Genomic DNA, 17445 nt, shown 5'->3' with positions numbered 1-17445 from the left:
TACTGGTGGTGAGTCAGGACTTCAGTCGGGAAAAGCGCCTGCTTACCCCCCGGCACTTCAAGGCAGTCTTTGACTCCCCCACCGGCAAGGTTCCGGGGAAAAATCTCCTGCTCCTTGCGCGTAACAACGATCTGGATCACCCCCGTCTCGGGTTGGTGATCGGCAAGAAGAGCGTAAAGCTCTCCGTTGAGCGCAATCGCCTCAAGCGTCTGATGCGCGAATCGTTTCGCCTCCACCAGGACACTCTGGTTGGTTGGGATATTGTTATCGTCGCGCGCAAAGGCTTGGGGGACGTAGAAAACCCCGAATTGATTCAGCATTTCGACAAGCTCTGGAAACGTTTGGCGCGTACCCACAAGCCAGCACCAGCAGTCAGCACCGAAACTGTAGGGGTAGACAGCCTTGATGCGTAAACTGGCGCTCGTTCCGATCCAGTTTTACCGTTATGCCATTAGTCCTCTGATGGCCAACCACTGTCGTTTCTACCCCAGTTGTTCCTGCTACGCGTTAGAGGCCATAGAAAATCATGGTCTTCTGCGCGGTGGCTGGCTGGCCTTTCGTCGTTTAGGCCGCTGTCATCCGTGGAATCCCGGTGGTTATGACCCGGTTCCACCTATCCCTACCTCCCGTTCTTCTTCGATGGCCGAGTAATCATGGATATTAAACGCACGATCCTGATCGTCGCCCTGGCAATCGTGTCCTACGTCATGGTTCTTAAGTGGAACCAGGACTATGGCCAAGCTGCCCTGCCGACTCAGAATGTTGCTACCAATCAGGCTGCGCCGGCTATTCCGGACACCCCGCTGGGTAACAATGCGTCCGCGAGTGCCGATGTTCCCAGCGCGAATGGCGAGACAAGCGCCCCTGTAGAAACGCCAGTAGTCACCAATAAAGACCTCATCCACGTCAAAACGGATGTGCTCGACCTGGCTATCGATCCACAAGGTGGTGATATCGCCCAGCTGAAGCTGCCGCTTTATCCACGTCGCCAAGACCATCCGGATGTTCCGTTCCAGCTGTTCGATAACGGCGGCGAACGCGTTTATCTGGCACAAAGCGGCCTGACTGGCACCAACGGTCCGGATGCTCGTGCTACCGGTCGTCCGGTTTATTCGACCGAACAGAAGACTTATCAACTGGCTGATGGCCAAAACCAGTTGAACGTTGACCTGAAATTCAGCCTCGATGGCGTCAACTACATCAAGCGTTTCAGCTTCACCCGTGGTTTGTACGACTTGAAGGTCACTTACCTGATCGACAACGAAAGCGACAAACCGTGGAGCGGCAACCTGTTTGCCCAGCTCAAGCGTGATGGCAGTTCCGATCCGTCTTCCAGCACCGCCACCGGCACCGCGACTTACCTGGGCGCCGCCCTGTGGACAAGTAACGAGCCGTACAAAAAAGTGTCGATGAAAGATATCGACAAGGGCGCGCTGAAAGAAACCGTTCAAGGTGGCTGGGTTGCCTGGCTGCAACACTACTTCGTGACCGCATGGATTCCGAACAAGGGTGAAGCCAACCTGGTGCAAACCCGCAAGGACAGCCAGGGCAACTACATCATTGGCTTTACTGGCCCGGCGTTGACCGTCGCTCCAGGCGCCAAGGCTGAAACCAGCGCTACCTTGTATGCCGGCCCGAAAAGCCAGGCAGTACTGAAAGAGTTATCCCCAGGCCTGGAACTGACTGTGGATTACGGCATCCTGTGGTTTATTGCCCAGCCGATCTTCTGGCTGCTGCAACATATCCACAGCATCGTCGGCAACTGGGGCTTCTCGATCATCTTCCTGACGATGCTGATCAAGGGGATCTTCTTCCCACTGTCGGCCGCCAGCTACAAGTCGATGGCGCGCATGCGTGCCGTGGCCCCTAAATTGGCCGCGCTGAAAGAACAACATGGTGACGACCGGCAGAAAATGTCGCAGGCCATGATGGAGTTGTACAAGAAAGAGAAGATCAACCCGCTGGGTGGATGCTTGCCGATTCTGGTACAAATGCCGGTATTCCTTTCGCTGTACTGGGTACTCCTGGAAAGCGTGGAAATGCGCCAGGCTCCGTTCATGCTGTGGATAACTGACCTGTCGATCAAAGACCCGTTCTTTATCCTGCCGATCATCATGGGCGCGACCATGTTTATCCAGCAGCGCTTGAACCCAACGCCGCCGGATCCGATGCAGGCCAAGGTAATGAAAATGATGCCAATCATCTTCACCTTCTTCTTCCTGTGGTTCCCAGCTGGCCTGGTGCTGTACTGGGTGGTCAACAACGTGTTGTCGATCTCTCAACAGTGGTACATCACACGTAAGATCGAAGCGGCTACCAAAAAAGCCGCGGCGTAACTTACTCTGTGGATAACCACTCAAGACGCCCCCTAGTGGGGCGTTTTGCTTTCCGTCACTTTTGTTCTGGAACCTGCTGATGAGCGCTCCTCGTGAAACCATCGCTGCTGTCGCTACCGCTCAAGGTCGCGGCGGTGTCGGTATCGTTCGAATTTCCGGGCCGCTCGCCGGCATTGCCGCCAAAGCCATCAGTGGTCGTGAACTCAAGCCTCGCTACGCCCATTACGGCCCCTTCCTGGATGCGGATAACGGGGTATTGGACGAAGGCTTGGCACTTTATTTCCCAGGCCCTAATTCCTTTACCGGCGAAGATGTCCTCGAATTGCAAGGACACGGTGGCCCGATCGTCCTGGATATGTTGCTGCAACGCTGCCTGCAACTGGGTTGTCGCCTGGCGCGCCCGGGAGAATTCAGCGAGCGGGCATTCCTCAACGACAAGCTCGACCTAGCGCAGGCCGAAGCGATAGCCGACTTGATCGAGGCCAGTTCTGCACAGGCTGCGCGCAATGCATTGCGCTCGCTGCAGGGGGCGTTTTCCCTGCGTGTGCATAACTTGACCGAGCAACTGATCAGCCTGCGTATCTACGTGGAAGCGGCGATTGATTTTCCGGAAGAGGAAATCGACTTCCTTGCCGATGGCCATGTATTGGCGATGCTGGACAAGGTCCGCGACGAATTATCCACAGTACTGCGCGAAGCCGGGCAAGGCGCCTTGCTGCGTGACGGCATGACCGTGGTGATTGCCGGTCGACCCAATGCCGGTAAATCCAGCTTGCTCAATGCCCTGGCGGGGCGTGAAGCGGCCATCGTTACCGAGATTGCCGGTACCACACGGGATATCCTGCGCGAACATATCCACATCGACGGTATGCCCTTGCATGTGGTCGATACCGCCGGTCTGCGTGATACAGACGACCAGGTGGAAAAGATCGGTGTAGAACGGGCGCTCAAGGCCATCGGCGAAGCGGATCGGGTGCTGCTGGTGGTGGATGCCACCGCACCTGAAGCTGTTGATCCTTTTGCGCTGTGGCCGGAATTCCTTGAACAACGGCCAGACCCGGCCAAAGTCACCTTGATCCGCAATAAGGCTGACCTCACAGGGGAAGCCATTGCCATGGAAACCAGTGACGATGGCCACGTCACCATAAGTCTGAGTGCGAAGTCGGCCGGGGATGGCCTGGAGCTGCTGCGTGACCACCTCAAGGCCTGCATGGGTTACGAACAGACTTCAGAAAGCAGCTTCAGCGCTCGTCGCAGGCATCTGGAGGCGTTGCGTCATGCCAGCGCGGCCTTGGAACACGGTCGGGCACAGCTGACCTTGGCGGGGGCAGGGGAGCTGCTGGCTGAGGATCTACGCCAGGCCCAACAGCTGTTGGGCGAAATCACGGGGGCATTCAGCTCGGATGATTTGCTGGGACGGATTTTTTCCAGCTTCTGCATCGGTAAATAGTCTTTCGTTTTCCACAGGCAGGCCATTCGCGCCTGTCTGTTTCTTTCGCTTCAACCTATTTCCTCCTTTCTCTATGCATAACCAGGTCGTGGGTGGCCTCCCCGTGCGCGCAATTTGCTTCAGTGCTCCCATTTCTGTGGATTAAGCCCTGTGAATAACCGCCCCTGTGCTCGGTTGATAACAGGGCTCGAAACCTGGGCTAAAACCCGTCTGTGGATAACTACCTGTTTAATCCACAGGCTTAAAGCACTTATCCAAGCCCCTCATGGGCACATGACCACAGACTTTTAAAGCGCTGTACATAACGAAAATAAAGGCCTGTAGAGATCTATCCACAGAAAGGTGCCTCAGTAGAAATAAACATAAAAACAAAGATTTAATAAACTTCTCTCTTTTAATTTCTATTGTCTTTGATTCATCCACAGCTGGTTAAATTTTGTGCAAAGGGTTCTTTAGGGAGGGCTAAGTCCCTATACTTGCCGCCAAAGCTCTAAAACCAGCTCAACCAATCAATTCCTAATTACCTACATAAGCAGGCACGAGGTGCGTGGTGGATTTCCCTTCCCGTTTTGAAGTGATCGTCATCGGCGGCGGTCATGCCGGTACCGAGGCAGCACTGGCGTCAGCACGCATGGGCGTAAAAACCCTGTTGCTGACGCACAACGTGGAAACCCTCGGTGCGATGAGTTGCAACCCTGCCATCGGTGGGATCGGCAAAAGCCATCTGGTCAAGGAAATCGACGCCCTTGGCGGCGTGATGGCCATGGCTACCGACAAGGGTGGCATTCAATTTCGCGTGCTCAATAGCCGTAAAGGCCCGGCCGTGCGTGCCACACGGGCTCAAGCCGACCGCATCCTGTACAAGGCCGCGGTTCGCGAAACCCTGGAAAACCAGCCGAACCTGTGGATATTTCAACAGGCCGCCGATGACTTGATCGTCGAGCAAGACCAGGTACGTGGTGTCGTCACCCAGATGGGCCTGCGTTTCTTCGCGGAATCCGTGGTGTTGACCACCGGTACCTTCCTCGGCGGACTTATCCACATCGGCATGCAGAACTATTCCGGCGGCCGCGCCGGTGATCCTCCGTCGATTGCCCTGGCCCAACGTCTACGTGAATTGCCACTGCGGGTCGGTCGCTTGAAAACCGGAACTCCGCCGCGTATCGACGGGCGTTCCGTGGATTTCTCAGTGATGACCGAGCAAGCTGGGGATACGCCGATTCCGGTCATGTCGTTCATGGGCTCTAAGGAGCAGCATCCGAAACAGGTCAGCTGCTGGATTACCCACACCAATGCCCGCACCCACGAAATCATTGCCGCGAACCTCGACCGTTCGCCAATGTACTCCGGGGTGATCGAAGGCATCGGTCCACGGTATTGCCCGTCGATCGAAGACAAGATCCACCGCTTTGCCGACAAGGAAAGCCACCAGGTCTTCATCGAACCCGAAGGCCTGACCACTCATGAGCTGTACCCGAACGGGATTTCCACTTCCTTGCCGTTCGATGTGCAAATCCAGATCGTGCAATCGATTCGCGGCATGGAAAACGCACACATCGTGCGCCCGGGCTACGCCATCGAGTACGACTACTTCGACCCGCGCGACCTGAAATACAGCCTGGAAACCAAAGTGATCGGCGGCCTGTTCTTTGCCGGGCAAATCAACGGCACCACTGGCTACGAAGAAGCCGGCGCCCAAGGTTTGCTGGCCGGGACCAACGCCGCGTTGCGCGCACAGGGCAAAGACAGCTGGTGCCCACGCCGCGATGAAGCGTACATCGGCGTATTGGTCGATGACCTGATTACCCTGGGGACCCAGGAACCGTACCGGATGTTTACCTCCCGGGCCGAATATCGACTGATCCTGCGTGAAGACAATGCCGATTTGCGCCTGACCGAAAAAGGCCGCGAATTGGGCCTGGTCGACGACGCACGCTGGGCCGCTTTCTGCCAAAAACGCGAAAGTATCGAACTGGAAGAGCAACGCCTGAAAAGCACTTGGGTTCGCCCTGGCACCGAACAGGGTGATGCAATTGCCGAAAAATTTGGCACACCGCTGACCCATGAATACAACTTGCTCAACCTGCTGTCCCGTCCGGAAATCGACTACGCTGGTCTGGTCGAAGTGACCGGCGGTGGCGCAGATGATCCACAGGTTGCCGAGCAGGTTGAAATCAAGACCAAGTACGCCGGTTACATTGATCGCCAGCAGGACGAAATCGCTCGCCTGCGTGCCAGTGAAAACACCAAGCTGCCGGCGGATATCGACTACACCGGCATTTCCGGGTTGTCGAAGGAAATTCAAAGCAAGCTGGGGATAACTCGGCCGGAAACCCTGGGCCAGGCGTCACGTATCCCTGGCGTAACCCCGGCAGCCATTTCGCTGTTGATGATTCATTTGAAAAAACGCGGCGCGGGCCGTCAGTTGGAGCAAAGCGCTTGAGTTCGTTGGTCACCTCGCAACACGCCGAAGAGTTATCCACAGGTGCACGCCAACTGGGTGTGCATCTGACCGAAACCCAGCAAGAGCTGTTGCTGGGTTACCTGGCCCTGTTGATCAAATGGAACAAGGCTTACAACCTCACGGCGGTACGCGATCCCGATGAAATGGTCTCGCGGCATTTGCTCGACAGTCTGAGCGTGATGCCGTTTATCGAAAACGGCCGCTGGCTTGACGTTGGCAGTGGCGGTGGCATGCCTGGTATTCCGTTGGCCATCCTGTTTCCGGAGTCCCACGTGACCTGCCTGGACAGCAATGGCAAGAAAACCCGCTTCCTGACCCAGGTCAAACTGGAGTTGAAGCTGGACAACCTGCAAGTTATCCACAGCCGCGTCGAAGCCTTCATACCCGAACAGCCCTTCAGCGGAATTGTTTCCCGGGCGTTCAGCAGTATGGAGAACTTCTGCAACTGGACCCGCCACCTGGGCGACCGCGAAACCCGTTGGCTGGCAATGAAGGGCGTTCATCCAAGCGACGAGCTGTTAGCATTGCCGGCAGACTTCCACCTCGATAGCGAACACGCCTTGGCCGTACCCGGTTGCCAAGGCCAACGCCATCTGCTGATACTGCGCCGCACGGCATGATTGGGAACACAAGCAAGAATGGCTAAGGTATTCGCGATAGCGAACCAGAAAGGTGGCGTGGGCAAAACCACCACCTGCATCAACCTCGCAGCATCCCTGGTCGCGACAAAGCGCCGGGTGCTGTTGATCGATCTCGATCCACAGGGCAACGCCACCATGGGTAGCGGTGTGGATAAACACGGCCTGGAAAACTCGGTCTACGACTTGCTGATTGGTGAGTGCGACCTCGCCCAGGCCATGCACTACTCCGAGCATGGCGGTTATCAACTGCTGCCGGCCAACCGCGATTTGACCGCGGCGGAAGTCGTGCTGTTGGAAATGCAGATGAAAGAAAGCCGCTTGCGCAGTGCCTTGGCGCCGATCCGCGAGAATTACGACTACATCCTGATCGACTGTCCGCCGTCGCTGTCGATGCTCACGCTCAACGCTTTGGTGGCTGCCGATGGGGTAATTATCCCCATGCAGTGCGAGTACTACGCACTGGAAGGGTTGAGCGACCTTGTGGATAACATCAAGCGTATCGCCGAGTTGCTGAACCCGAACCTGCAGATCGAAGGCTTGCTGCGGACCATGTTCGACCCGCGCTTGAGCCTGATGAACGATGTTTCGGCGCAGCTCAAGGAACACTTTGGCGAGCAACTGTACGACACCGTGATCCCGCGCAATATCCGTCTGGCCGAAGCGCCAAGCTACGGCATGCCGGCTTTGGCATACGACAAAACATCGCGTGGTGCGATTGCCTACCTGGCCCTGGCCGGCGAGATGGTTCGTCGCCAACGCCGCAATTCACGCACTGCTGCAGCCCAGCCAACTTAAGGAATCCCCATGGCCGTCAAGAAACGAGGTCTCGGACGTGGACTGGATGCGCTCCTGAGTGGTCCGACTGTCACGACCCTTGAAGAACAAGCGGTGCAGGCCGACGAGCGTGAGCTGCAACACCTGCCGCTGGACCTGATCCAGCGCGGTAAATACCAGCCACGGCGGGACATGGACCCCCAAGCGCTTGAAGAGCTGGCCAATTCGATCAAGGCTCAGGGCGTGATGCAGCCGATCGTGGTACGCCCGATTGGTGGTGGCCGCTTCGAAATCATTGCCGGTGAGCGCCGCTGGCGCGCCAGCCAGCAGGCCGGCAAGGAAACCATCCCGGCGATGGTGCGCGATGTCTCGGATGAAACTGCCATCGCCATGGCGTTGATCGAGAACATCCAGCGAGAAGACCTCAATCCGATCGAAGAAGCGATCGCCCTGCAGCGTTTGCAGCAGGAATTCCAGCTGACCCAGCAACAAGTGGCCGAGGCGGTGGGTAAATCCCGCGTCACGGTCTCCAACTTGTTGCGCCTGATCGCTCTGCCGGAAGTCATCAAGACGATGCTTTCCCATGGCGATCTGGAAATGGGTCATGCCCGCGCTTTGCTCGGTTTACCGGAAAATCAACAAGTTGAAGGGGCGCGACACGTTGTCGCACGAGGTCTCACCGTTCGTCAGACTGAAGCCCTGGTTCGCCAGTGGCTCAGTGGCAAACCTGCACCGGTCGAAACGGCCAAACCTGATCCGGATATCGCGCGTCTCGAGCAGCGCCTGGCCGAGCGCCTGGGCTCTGCGGTGCAAATTCGCCATGGCAAGAAAGGCAAAGGCCAATTGGTCATCGGATATAACTCGCTCGATGAGCTTCAGGGCGTCCTTGCCCACATTCGCTGAAACATTTGCTTATGTAGCGCGTGATCGGAAATCACTACCCGGCAGTTGAATAGGGGCAGAACCGCCCCTATACTCTGCGCGCATTTTGTCGGCACAAATTATGCCAAGTTATTGATTTCCGGCAGCCGACCATTGAGGAGCAAGAGTGATGGAAACCCGCACGCCAAACACGTTGCCGTTCCATCGCTTGGCCGTTTTCCCGGTTTTATTGGCTCAATTTGTCATGGTGCTGATCGCCGCATTGGCGCTTTGGTACTGGCATGGAGTCGTAGCCGGGTATTCAGGACTCTGCGGAGGCCTGATAGCCTTGCTGCCCAATATGTATTTTGCTCACAGGGCCTTTCGGTTTTCCGGCGCCCGAGCAGCCCAGGCCATCGTCCGGTCTTTTTATGCCGGCGAGGCGGGGAAACTGATTTTGACGGCAGTGCTGTTTGCACTGACCTTTGCAGGTGTGAAGCCATTGGCGCCGCTGGCTGTATTCGGCGTCTTCGTGTTGACCCAACTGGTCAGCTGGTTCGCTCCCCTGCTAATGAAAACAAGACTTTCGAAACCTTAGGGCGTTTGAGGCAACCATGGCAGAAACAACCGCTTCGGGCTATATCCAGCACCACTTGCAGAACCTGACCTTTGGTCAGCTTCCCAACGGCGGCTGGGGCTTCGCCCACACCGCAGCAGAAGCCAAGGAAATGGGCTTTTGGGCTTTCCACCTGGATACTCTGGGCTGGTCGGTCGCATTGGGTCTGATCTTCGTCCTGATTTTCCGCATGGCGGCAAAGAAGGCGACCTCCGGTCAGCCGGGTGCCTTGCAGAACTTCGTTGAAGTATTGGTCGAATTCGTCGATGGCAGCGTGAAAGACAGCTTCCATGGCCGTAGCCCGGTGATTGCACCGCTGGCACTGACCATCTTCGTCTGGGTGTTCCTGATGAACGCCGTCGACCTGGTACCGGTCGATTGGATTCCTCAACTGGCCATCCTGATTTCCGGCGATCACCACATTCCATTCCGTGCGGTTTCCACCACGGATCCTAACGCCACCCTGGGCATGGCTCTGTCGGTGTTCGCGTTGATCATTTTCTACAGCATCAAGGTCAAGGGCATCGGCGGCTTCATCGGCGAACTGACCCTGCACCCGTTCGGCAGCAAGAACATCTTCGTTCAAGCCCTGCTGATCCCGGTGAACTTCCTGCTGGAATTCGTAACCCTGGTCGCCAAGCCGATTTCCCTGGCACTGCGACTGTTCGGCAACATGTATGCCGGCGAGCTGGTATTCATTCTGATCGCTGTGATGTTCGGCAGTGGTCTGCTCTGGCTTAGCGGCCTGGGCGTTGTTCTGCAGTGGGCGTGGGCTGTGTTCCACATCCTGATCATCACCCTGCAGGCGTTTATCTTCATGATGCTGACCATCGTCTACCTGTCGATGGCGCACGAAGAGAACCATTAAGACCAGTCTCGACTAGTCTGATGTCCTTCCCGGTGAAACGGGAAGGTGGCCTGAAAGGGCTATGAAACGATTTGTTTTACCGCTTTAAAATCTAAAAAACCTAAACCATACGACGTAAAAGTCGGGAGGAAAGATGGAAACTGTAGTTGGTCTAACCGCTATCGCTGTTGCACTGTTGATCGGCCTGGGCGCCCTGGGTACTGCCATTGGTTTCGGCCTGCTGGGCGGCAAATTCCTGGAAGGCGCAGCGCGTCAGCCAGAAATGGTCCCAATGCTGCAAGTTAAAATGTTCATCGTTGCCGGCCTGCTCGACGCCGTAACCATGATCGGCGTTGGTATCGCTCTGTTCTTCACCTTCGCGAACCCCTTCGTTGGTCAACTCGCTGGCTAATCACTCGAATTTTCGAGTTGATTGGGGTGATGGACAACGAATGAGCGAGGTGTTGGCGTGAACATTAATGCAACCCTGATTGGCCAATCCGTTGCGTTCTTCATTTTTGTAGTGTTTTGCATGAAGTTCGTGTGGCCTCCGGTCATCGCGGCTTTGCACGAACGTCAGAAGAAGATCGCTGATGGTTTGGACGCTGCCAGCCGTGCAGCTCGCGACCTGGAGTTGGCCCAAGAGAAAGTGGGTCATCAACTGCGCGATGCTAAAGCACAGGCAGCTGAAATCATTGAGCAAGCCAAGAAGCGCGGCAACCAGATCGTCGAAGAGGCTGTTGAAAAAGCCCGCGTCGAAGCTGACCGTGTGAAGGCTTCGGCTCATGCCGAGATCGAACAGGAACTGAACGGCGTCAAAGACGCGCTGCGTGCCCAACTGGGTGCTCTGGCGGTCGGCGGTGCAGAGAAGATCCTCGGTGCCACAATCGATCAAAACGCGCACGCGGAGCTGGTTAACAAACTGGCTGCTGAAATTTAAGCGAGGGCGATCATGGCAGAACTGACCACGTTGGCCCGACCTTATGCTAAGGCAGCCTTCGAGCACGCCCAGGCCCACCAGCAGCTGGCCTCTTGGTCAGCCATGCTCGGCCTGGCTGCAGCAGTGTCGCAAGATGACACCATGCAGCGCGTGCTCAAGGCCCCGCGCCTGACGAGCGCAGACAAGGCCGCCACTTTTATTGAAGTGTGCGGCGACAAGTTTGATGTGAAAGTGCAGAACTTCATCCACGTCGTTGCCGAAAACGACCGTCTCCCGCTACTGCCGGAGATTGCCGCTCTGTTCGACCTGTACAAGGCCGAAGCGGAGAAATCGGTAGACGTTGAAGTGACCAGTGCTTTTGCATTGAACCAAGAACAGCAAGACAAACTCGCCAAGGTTCTCAGTGCACGACTCAATCGGGAAGTGCGCCTGCAAGCTACGGAGGACGCATCCCTGATTGGTGGTGTCGTTATCCGCGCCGGCGACCTGGTTATCGATGGCTCGATTCGCGGCAAAATCGCGAAACTTGCCGAAGCATTGAAATCTTGAGTTTGAAGGGGCAGCAGAGCAATGCAGCAACTCAATCCTTCCGAAATAAGTGAAATTATCAAGGGCCGCATCGACAAGCTCGATGTGACCTCCCAAGCCCGTAACGAAGGCACTGTCGTCAGCGTATCTGACGGTATCGTGCGGATTCACGGTCTGGCCGACGTCATGTACGGCGAGATGATCGAGTTTCCGGGCGGCGTCTACGGTATGGCCCTCAACCTGGAGCAAGACTCCGTAGGTGCCGTTGTATTGGGTGCGTACACCAGTCTGGCTGAAGGCATGAGCGCCAAGTGCACCGGCCGCATCCTGGAGGTTCCGGTTGGTAAGGAACTGCTGGGTCGCGTAGTCGACGCACTGGGTAACCCTGTTGACGGTAAAGGTCCACTGGGCAACACCGAGACCGATGCGGTCGAGAAAGTTGCTCCAGGCGTGATCTGGCGTAAGTCGGTAGACCAGCCTGTACAGACTGGCTACAAGGCTGTCGATGCCATGATCCCTGTCGGCCGTGGCCAGCGTGAGCTGATCATCGGTGACCGTCAGATCGGTAAAACCGCTCTGGCGATCGACGCGATCATCAACCAGAAGAACAGCGGCATTTTCTGCGTCTACGTAGCCATTGGTCAGAAGCAATCGACCATCGCCAACGTGGTTCGCAAGCTGGAAGAAAACGGCGCCCTGGCCAACACGATCATCGTGGCTGCCAGTGCTTCGGAATCTCCTGCGCTGCAATTCCTGGCACCGTACTCCGGTTGCACCATGGGTGAATTCTTCCGCGACCGCGGTGAAGACGCGCTGATCGTTTATGACGATCTGTCCAAGCAAGCAGTGGCTTACCGCCAGATTTCCCTGCTGCTGCGCCGTCCACCAGGCCGTGAAGCTTACCCAGGCGACGTGTTCTATCTCCACTCCCGTCTGCTGGAGCGCGCATCCCGCGTTTCGGAAGAATACGTAGAGAAGTTCACCAACGGCGCAGTGACCGGCAAAACCGGTTCCCTGACCGCATTGCCGATCATCGAAACCCAGGCTGGCGACGTTTCCGCGTTCGTTCCGACCAACGTGATTTCCATCACCGACGGTCAGATCTTCCTGGAATCGGCCATGTTCAACTCGGGCATTCGCCCTGCAGTGAACGCCGGTGTTTCGGTATCCCGTGTGGGTGGTGCCGCTCAGACCAAGATCATCAAGAAGCTCTCCGGTGGTATCCGTACCGCTCTGGCTCAGTACCGTGAACTGGCGGCATTCGCCCAGTTCGCTTCTGACCTGGACGAAGCGACCCGTAAGCAACTTGAGCATGGTCAGCGCGTTACCGAGCTGATGAAGCAGAAGCAATACGCCCCAATGTCGATCGCTGACATGGCGTTGTCGCTGTATGCCGCTGAGCGTGGGTTCCTGACCGACGTTGAAATCGCCAAGGTCGGCAGCTTTGAACAAGCGCTGATTGCTTACTTCAACCGCGATCACGCCGAATTGATGGCGAAGATCAACGTGAAGGGTGACTTCAATGACGATATCGACGCTGGCATGAAAGCCGGTATCGAGAAGTTCAAGGCCACCCAAACCTGGTAAGCCGCAGCGGGAGCCGCAAGGCTCCCGCTTGCTAACCTGATAGGTGTTACATGGCAGGCGCAAAAGAGATTCGCAGTAAGATTGCGAGCATCAAAAGCACGCAAAAAATTACCAGCGCCATGGAAAAAGTGGCGGTCAGCAAAATGCGCAAGGCACAAATGCGCATGGCTGCTAGCCGTCCTTATGCGGAGCGTATCCGCCAGGTAATTGGGCATCTGGCCAACGCCAACCCGGAATACCGCCACCCGTTCATGATCGACCGCGCAGTCAAGCGTGTGGGTTATGTGGTAGTGAGCAGTGACCGTGGTTTGTGCGGTGGTTTGAATACCAACCTGTTCAAGGCCCTGGTCAAGGACATGGCGGTAAACCGCGAAAACGGCGTCGAGATCGATCTGTGTGTCGTTGGTAGCAAGGGTGCGGCCTTTTTCCGTAACTTCGGCGGTAACGTCGTTGCAGCTATCAGCCACCTGGGTGAAGAACCGTCGATCAATGATCTGATCGGCAGTGTGAAGGTGATGCTGGATGCGTACCTGGAGGGCCGGATTGACCGCCTGTCCGTGGTATCCAACAAGTTCATCAACACCATGACCCAGCAGCCAACCGTGGAGCAATTGATCCCACTGGTGGCGACCCCGGATCAGGAACTCAAGCACCACTGGGACTACCTCTACGAACCAGACGCCAAAGAGCTGCTTGACGGCTTGATGGTGCGCTACGTGGAGTCGCAGGTGTACCAGGCGGTGGTCGAGAACAACGCAGCTGAACAAGCGGCGCGGATGATCGCGATGAAAAACGCTACCGATAACGCCGGTGATCTGATCAGCGATTTGCAGCTGATCTACAACAAGGCGCGTCAGGCTGCGATCACCCAAGAGATCTCGGAAATCGTCGGCGGCGCTGCCGCGGTTTAACGGTTCAAATATTCAGAGGATCCAGCTATGAGTAGCGGACGTATCGTTCAAATCATCGGCGCCGTTATCGACGTGGAATTTCCACGCGACAGCGTACCGAGCATCTACAACGCGCTGAAAGTACAAGGCGCGGAAACTACCCTGGAAGTTCAGCAGCAGCTGGGCGACGGCGTAGTTCGTACCATTGCGATGGGTTCTACCGAAGGCTTGAAGCGCGGTCTGGACGTTGTCGACTCTGGCGCTGCCATCTCCGTACCGGTCGGTAAAGCGACCCTGGGCCGGATCATGGACGTACTGGGCAACCCGATTGACGAAGCTGGCCCGATCGACACCGAAGAGCGCTGGGGCATTCACCGTCCAGCACCTTCGTTCGCGGAACAAGCTGGCGGCAACGACCTGCTGGAAACCGGCATCAAGGTTATCGACCTGGTTTGCCCGTTCGCCAAGGGCGGTAAAGTCGGTCTGTTCGGTGGTGCCGGTGTAGGCAAGACCGTAAACATGATGGAACTGATCCGTAACATCGCCATCGAGCACAGCGGTTATTCCGTGTTCGCCGGTGTGGGTGAGCGTACTCGTGAGGGTAACGACTTCTACCACGAGATGAAGGACTCCAACGTTCTGGACAAAGTGGCACTGGTTTACGGTCAGATGAACGAGCCGCCGGGAAACCGTCTGCGCGTAGCCCTGACTGGCCTGACCATGGCCGAGAAGTTCCGTGACGAAGGTAACGACGTTCTGCTGTTCGTCGACAACATCTATCGTTACACCTTGGCCGGTACTGAAGTATCCGCACTGCTGGGCCGTATGCCTTCGGCAGTAGGCTACCAGCCGACCCTGGCTGAAGAGATGGGCGTTCTGCAAGAACGTATCACTTCGACCAAGGAAGGTTCGATCACCTCGATCCAAGCGGTATACGTACCTGCGGATGACTTGACCGACCCGTCGCCTGCGACCACCTTCGCCCACTTGGACGCCACCGTCGTACTGTCCCGTGACATCGCTTCCCTGGGTATCTACCCAGCGGTCGATCCACTCGACTCGACTTCGCGCCAACTGGACCCGAACGTGATCGGCCAGGAGCACTACGACACCGCTCGCGGCGTTCAGTACGTGCTGCAGCGTTACAAAGAACTGAAGGACATCATTGCGATCCTGGGTATGGACGAACTGTCGGAAACCGACAAGCAGTTGGTATCCCGCGCTCGTAAGATCCAGCGCTTCTTGTCGCAGCCGTTCTTCGTGGCTGAAGTCTTCACCGGTGCCTCGGGTAAATACGTTTCCCTGAAAGACACCATTGCTGGCTTCAAAGGCATCCTCAACGGTGACTACGACCACCTGCCAGAACAAGCGTTCTACATGGTCGGCGGCATCGAAGAAGCGATCGAGAAAGCCAAGAAACTGTAATCCCGGCGCCCGGCAACGGGCGCTCATCAGGTTGAGGCAATCAGATGGCTATGACAGTCCATTGCGATATCGTCAGCGCGGAAGGGGAAATCTTCTCCGGTCTGGTAGAAATGGTGATTGCACACGGCGAACTCGGTGACCTGGGTATTGCCATGGGCCACGCGCCATTGATCACCAGCTTGAAGCCAGGTCCGATTACGCTGACCAAGCAAGGCGGGGAAAAGGAGGTGTTCTACATCTCCGGTGGTTTCCTCGAGGTTCAGCCGAACATGGTCAAGGTACTTGCCGACACCGTGCAACGTGCTGGCGACCTGGACGAAGCTTCTGCTCAGGAAGCCGTCAAGGCTGCCGAGAAGGCCCTGCACGAGAAAGGTGCGGACTTCGACTACAGCGCTGCTGCTGTACGTCTGGCCGAGGCTGCAGCTCAGCTGCGCACGCTCCAGCAGATCCGCAAGAAGTAAGCGGCCACGCCGTCATGCTTCATGCGCGATTGATTAAAAAGGGTAGCCTCGGCTACCCTTTTTCTTTTTTAGCAAAACACTTCTCTGGTCTGAAGCCGGACCGCCCAGGATTGGTAGCCATTCATGTCTCTTGAAATCGTCATTCTCGCCGCAGGCCAGGGCACCCGCATGCGTTCGGCATTGCCCAAGGTGCTGCACCCCGTCGCGGGTAACTCCATGCTCGGGCATGTTATCCACAGTGCCCGGCAGTTGGACCCACAACGTATCCACGTGGTGATCGGCCATGGTGCTGATGTGGTGCGTGAGCGCCTGGCCGCGGATGACCTGAATTTCGTTCTGCAAGACAAGCAACTGGGGACCGGTCACGCCACCGCCCAAGCCGTGCCGTTCATCACAGCCGACACCGTGCTGATCCTCTACGGCGATGTGCCGCTGATCGAAGTCGAAACCCTGCAACGCCTGCTCAAGCATGTAGTACCTGGCCAGATGGGCCTGCTCACCGTAGAGCTGGATGACCCTACCGGCTACGGGCGCATCGTGCGTAACACTGACGGGAAGGTCGCGGCCATCGTCGAGCACAAGGACGCCAGCGAAGCCCAGCGCGCCATTACCGAAGGCAACACCGGTATTCTTGCGGTCCCTGCCAATAAGCTTGCGGATTGGATGAGCCGTTTGTCCAACAACAACGCCCAGGGCGAGTACTACCTCACTGACGTGATCGAAATGGCTGTCAGCGATGGCCTGCTGGTCGCCACCGAGCAGCCCCACGACCCTATGGAAGTGCAAGGCGCCAACGACCGCAAGCAGCTTGCAGAGCTCGAACGTCACTACCAACTGCGTGAAGGCCGCCGCCTGATGGCCCAGGGCGTGACCCTGCGCGACCCGGCGCGTTTTGATGTACGTGGTGAAGTCACCGTGGGCCGCGACGTGCTGATCGATATCAACGTCATCCTCGAAGGCCGCGTGATCATCGAAGACGACGTGGTGATCGGCCCGAACTGCGTGATCAAGGACAGCACCCTGCGCAAAGGCGTGGTGATCAAGGCCAATAGTCATATCGACGGTGCCGTGATGGGCGAGGGCAGTGATGCGGGTCCGTTTGCACGGTTGCGTCCGGGCAGCGTGTTGGGAGCCAAGGCCCATGTGGGTAACTTTGTCGAATTGAAAAATGCCCATCTGGGCGAAGGCGCCAAGGCCGGCCACTTAACGTACCTGGGCGATGCGGTGATCGGTGCGCGGACCAACATCGGCGCCGGCACCATCACCTGCAACTACGACGGTGCCAACAAGTATCAGACGACTATTGGTGAGGATGTGTTTATAGGCTCCAATAATTCGTTGGTTGCACCTGTAACCATCGGAGATGGCTCGAACACCGCTGCCGGTTCCACCATCAATCAGGATGTGGATAAGTCCCAACTGGCCGTAGCCCGCGCCCGCCAACGCAACATTGACGGATGGAAGCGTCCGGTCAAAATCAAAAAGACCTGAGTTATCCACAGCCTCATCAGCAGTGCTATCCAAATGTGGGAGGGGGCTTGCCCCCGATGGCGAATTTTCAGTCAATATTTTAGATCGACTGATCTACCGCAATCGGGGGGCAAGCCCCCTCCCACATTTGTCGT

Annotated in this window: 18 protein-coding genes; all 18 read left to right on the top strand. The window is 56.8% G+C overall.

The annotated features are described in order from the left end of the window. The first annotated feature begins 5 nt into the window (after positions 1–5). The 18 genes from rnpA to glmU all read left to right on the top strand — a co-directional run bounded on the left by rnpA (position 6) and on the right by glmU (position 17311). Entirely contained in the window at positions 6–413 is a 408-nt protein-coding gene (gene rnpA, locus AC1Q6I_RS13130) for a ribonuclease P protein component (RefSeq protein WP_371858337.1), read from the top strand. Next, complete coding sequence (gene yidD / locus AC1Q6I_RS13125; RefSeq protein WP_077430980.1) at positions 406–651, top strand: membrane protein insertion efficiency factor YidD; 246 nt, start codon at positions 406–408, stop codon at positions 649–651. The genes rnpA and yidD overlap by 8 nt, the downstream gene beginning before the upstream one ends. Before the next feature lie 2 nt (positions 652–653). Then, on the top strand, positions 654–2336 hold the full coding sequence (gene yidC, locus AC1Q6I_RS13120; RefSeq protein ID WP_024078260.1) for a membrane protein insertase YidC: 1683 nt from the start codon (positions 654–656) through the stop codon (positions 2334–2336). A 79-nt stretch (positions 2337–2415) separates the two neighbouring features. Continuing rightward, positions 2416–3786, top strand: coding sequence for a tRNA uridine-5-carboxymethylaminomethyl(34) synthesis GTPase MnmE (mnmE, locus tag AC1Q6I_RS13115; RefSeq protein ID WP_102623663.1), 1371 nt, complete (start codon positions 2416–2418; stop codon positions 3784–3786). A gap of 550 nt (positions 3787–4336) precedes the next feature. Then, complete coding sequence (gene mnmG / locus AC1Q6I_RS13110; RefSeq protein WP_102623688.1) at positions 4337–6229, top strand: tRNA uridine-5-carboxymethylaminomethyl(34) synthesis enzyme MnmG; 1893 nt, start codon at positions 4337–4339, stop codon at positions 6227–6229. Further along, positions 6226–6870 (top strand): 16S rRNA (guanine(527)-N(7))-methyltransferase RsmG, encoded by a 645-nt coding sequence (gene rsmG / locus AC1Q6I_RS13105; protein ID WP_102623662.1) that lies wholly within the window; start codon positions 6226–6228, stop codon positions 6868–6870. Before mnmG ends, rsmG begins: the two co-directional genes overlap by 4 nt. 18 nt (positions 6871–6888) lie before the next feature. Next, a complete protein-coding gene (locus AC1Q6I_RS13100; RefSeq protein WP_015886651.1) occupies positions 6889–7686 on the top strand; it encodes a ParA family protein in 798 nt (265 codons plus the stop codon). Positions 7687–7695: 9 nt separating this feature from the next. Further along, positions 7696–8568, top strand: coding sequence for a ParB/RepB/Spo0J family partition protein (locus tag AC1Q6I_RS13095; protein WP_024078256.1), 873 nt, complete (start codon positions 7696–7698; stop codon positions 8566–8568). Between the two features lie 148 nt (positions 8569–8716). After that, positions 8717–9124, top strand: coding sequence for a F0F1 ATP synthase subunit I (locus AC1Q6I_RS13090; protein WP_024078255.1), 408 nt, complete (start codon positions 8717–8719; stop codon positions 9122–9124). 16 nt (positions 9125–9140) lie between these two features. Continuing rightward, a complete protein-coding gene (gene atpB, locus AC1Q6I_RS13085; RefSeq protein WP_024078254.1) occupies positions 9141–10010 on the top strand; it encodes a F0F1 ATP synthase subunit A in 870 nt (289 codons plus the stop codon). Positions 10011–10143: 133 nt separating this feature from the next. Further along, complete coding sequence (atpE, locus tag AC1Q6I_RS13080) at positions 10144–10401, top strand: F0F1 ATP synthase subunit C (protein ID WP_002555987.1); 258 nt, start codon at positions 10144–10146, stop codon at positions 10399–10401. 57 nt (positions 10402–10458) lie between these two features. Then, entirely contained in the window at positions 10459–10929 is a 471-nt protein-coding gene (locus AC1Q6I_RS13075; protein WP_015886647.1) for a F0F1 ATP synthase subunit B, read from the top strand. A gap of 12 nt (positions 10930–10941) precedes the next feature. After that, entirely contained in the window at positions 10942–11478 is a 537-nt protein-coding gene (locus tag AC1Q6I_RS13070; protein ID WP_053258794.1) for a F0F1 ATP synthase subunit delta, read from the top strand. A gap of 21 nt (positions 11479–11499) precedes the next feature. Next, positions 11500–13044 (top strand): F0F1 ATP synthase subunit alpha, encoded by a 1545-nt coding sequence (atpA, locus tag AC1Q6I_RS13065; protein ID WP_003177064.1) that lies wholly within the window; start codon positions 11500–11502, stop codon positions 13042–13044. A 50-nt stretch (positions 13045–13094) separates the two neighbouring features. Next, on the top strand, positions 13095–13955 hold the full coding sequence (gene atpG / locus AC1Q6I_RS13060) for a F0F1 ATP synthase subunit gamma (protein ID WP_003233565.1): 861 nt from the start codon (positions 13095–13097) through the stop codon (positions 13953–13955). Between the two features lie 27 nt (positions 13956–13982). Further along, positions 13983–15359: a F0F1 ATP synthase subunit beta gene (atpD, locus tag AC1Q6I_RS13055; protein ID WP_024078252.1), complete on the top strand. Its 1377-nt coding sequence runs from the start codon at positions 13983–13985 to the stop codon at positions 15357–15359. A 44-nt stretch (positions 15360–15403) separates the two neighbouring features. Then, the gene (locus AC1Q6I_RS13050) at positions 15404–15820 is read left to right on the top strand and encodes a F0F1 ATP synthase subunit epsilon (protein ID WP_024078251.1); all 417 of its coding nucleotides are present in this window, start codon (positions 15404–15406) and stop codon (positions 15818–15820) included. A 123-nt stretch (positions 15821–15943) separates the two neighbouring features. Continuing rightward, positions 15944–17311 carry a bifunctional UDP-N-acetylglucosamine diphosphorylase/glucosamine-1-phosphate N-acetyltransferase GlmU gene (gene glmU / locus AC1Q6I_RS13045; RefSeq protein ID WP_024078250.1) on the top strand — a complete coding sequence of 456 codons (1368 nt, stop codon included), beginning with the start codon at positions 15944–15946 and terminating at the stop codon, positions 17309–17311. Positions 17312–17445: the final 134 nt, after the last annotated feature.

The organism is Pseudomonas sp. MPR-R2A5, assembly GCF_058793055.1.
This window is presented reverse-complemented; position numbering and strand designations above follow the sequence as displayed.

What these genes read in the sequence shown, in the direction of transcription:
- AC1Q6I_RS13050 (WP_024078251.1), top strand. Translation starts at nt 15,404, where the DNA reads ATGGCTATGACAGTCCATTGCGATATCGTCAGCGCGGAAGGGGAAATC.
- atpD (WP_024078252.1), top strand. Translation starts at nt 13,983, where the DNA reads ATGAGTAGCGGACGTATCGTTCAAATCATCGGCGCCGTTATCGACGTG.
- atpA (WP_003177064.1), top strand. Translation starts at nt 11,500, where the DNA reads ATGCAGCAACTCAATCCTTCCGAAATAAGTGAAATTATCAAGGGCCGC.
- atpB (WP_024078254.1), top strand. Translation starts at nt 9,141, where the DNA reads ATGGCAGAAACAACCGCTTCGGGCTATATCCAGCACCACTTGCAGAAC.
- AC1Q6I_RS13095 (WP_024078256.1), top strand. Translation starts at nt 7,696, where the DNA reads ATGGCCGTCAAGAAACGAGGTCTCGGACGTGGACTGGATGCGCTCCTG.
- yidC (WP_024078260.1), top strand. Translation starts at nt 654, where the DNA reads ATGGATATTAAACGCACGATCCTGATCGTCGCCCTGGCAATCGTGTCC.
- atpG (WP_003233565.1), top strand. Translation starts at nt 13,095, where the DNA reads ATGGCAGGCGCAAAAGAGATTCGCAGTAAGATTGCGAGCATCAAAAGC.
- yidD (WP_077430980.1), top strand. Translation starts at nt 406, where the DNA reads ATGCGTAAACTGGCGCTCGTTCCGATCCAGTTTTACCGTTATGCCATT.
- AC1Q6I_RS13070 (WP_053258794.1), top strand. Translation starts at nt 10,942, where the DNA reads ATGGCAGAACTGACCACGTTGGCCCGACCTTATGCTAAGGCAGCCTTC.
- mnmE (WP_102623663.1), top strand. Translation starts at nt 2,416, where the DNA reads ATGAGCGCTCCTCGTGAAACCATCGCTGCTGTCGCTACCGCTCAAGGT.
- glmU (WP_024078250.1), top strand. Translation starts at nt 15,944, where the DNA reads ATGTCTCTTGAAATCGTCATTCTCGCCGCAGGCCAGGGCACCCGCATG.
- AC1Q6I_RS13090 (WP_024078255.1), top strand. Translation starts at nt 8,717, where the DNA reads ATGGAAACCCGCACGCCAAACACGTTGCCGTTCCATCGCTTGGCCGTT.
- AC1Q6I_RS13100 (WP_015886651.1), top strand. Translation starts at nt 6,889, where the DNA reads ATGGCTAAGGTATTCGCGATAGCGAACCAGAAAGGTGGCGTGGGCAAA.
- atpE (WP_002555987.1), top strand. Translation starts at nt 10,144, where the DNA reads ATGGAAACTGTAGTTGGTCTAACCGCTATCGCTGTTGCACTGTTGATC.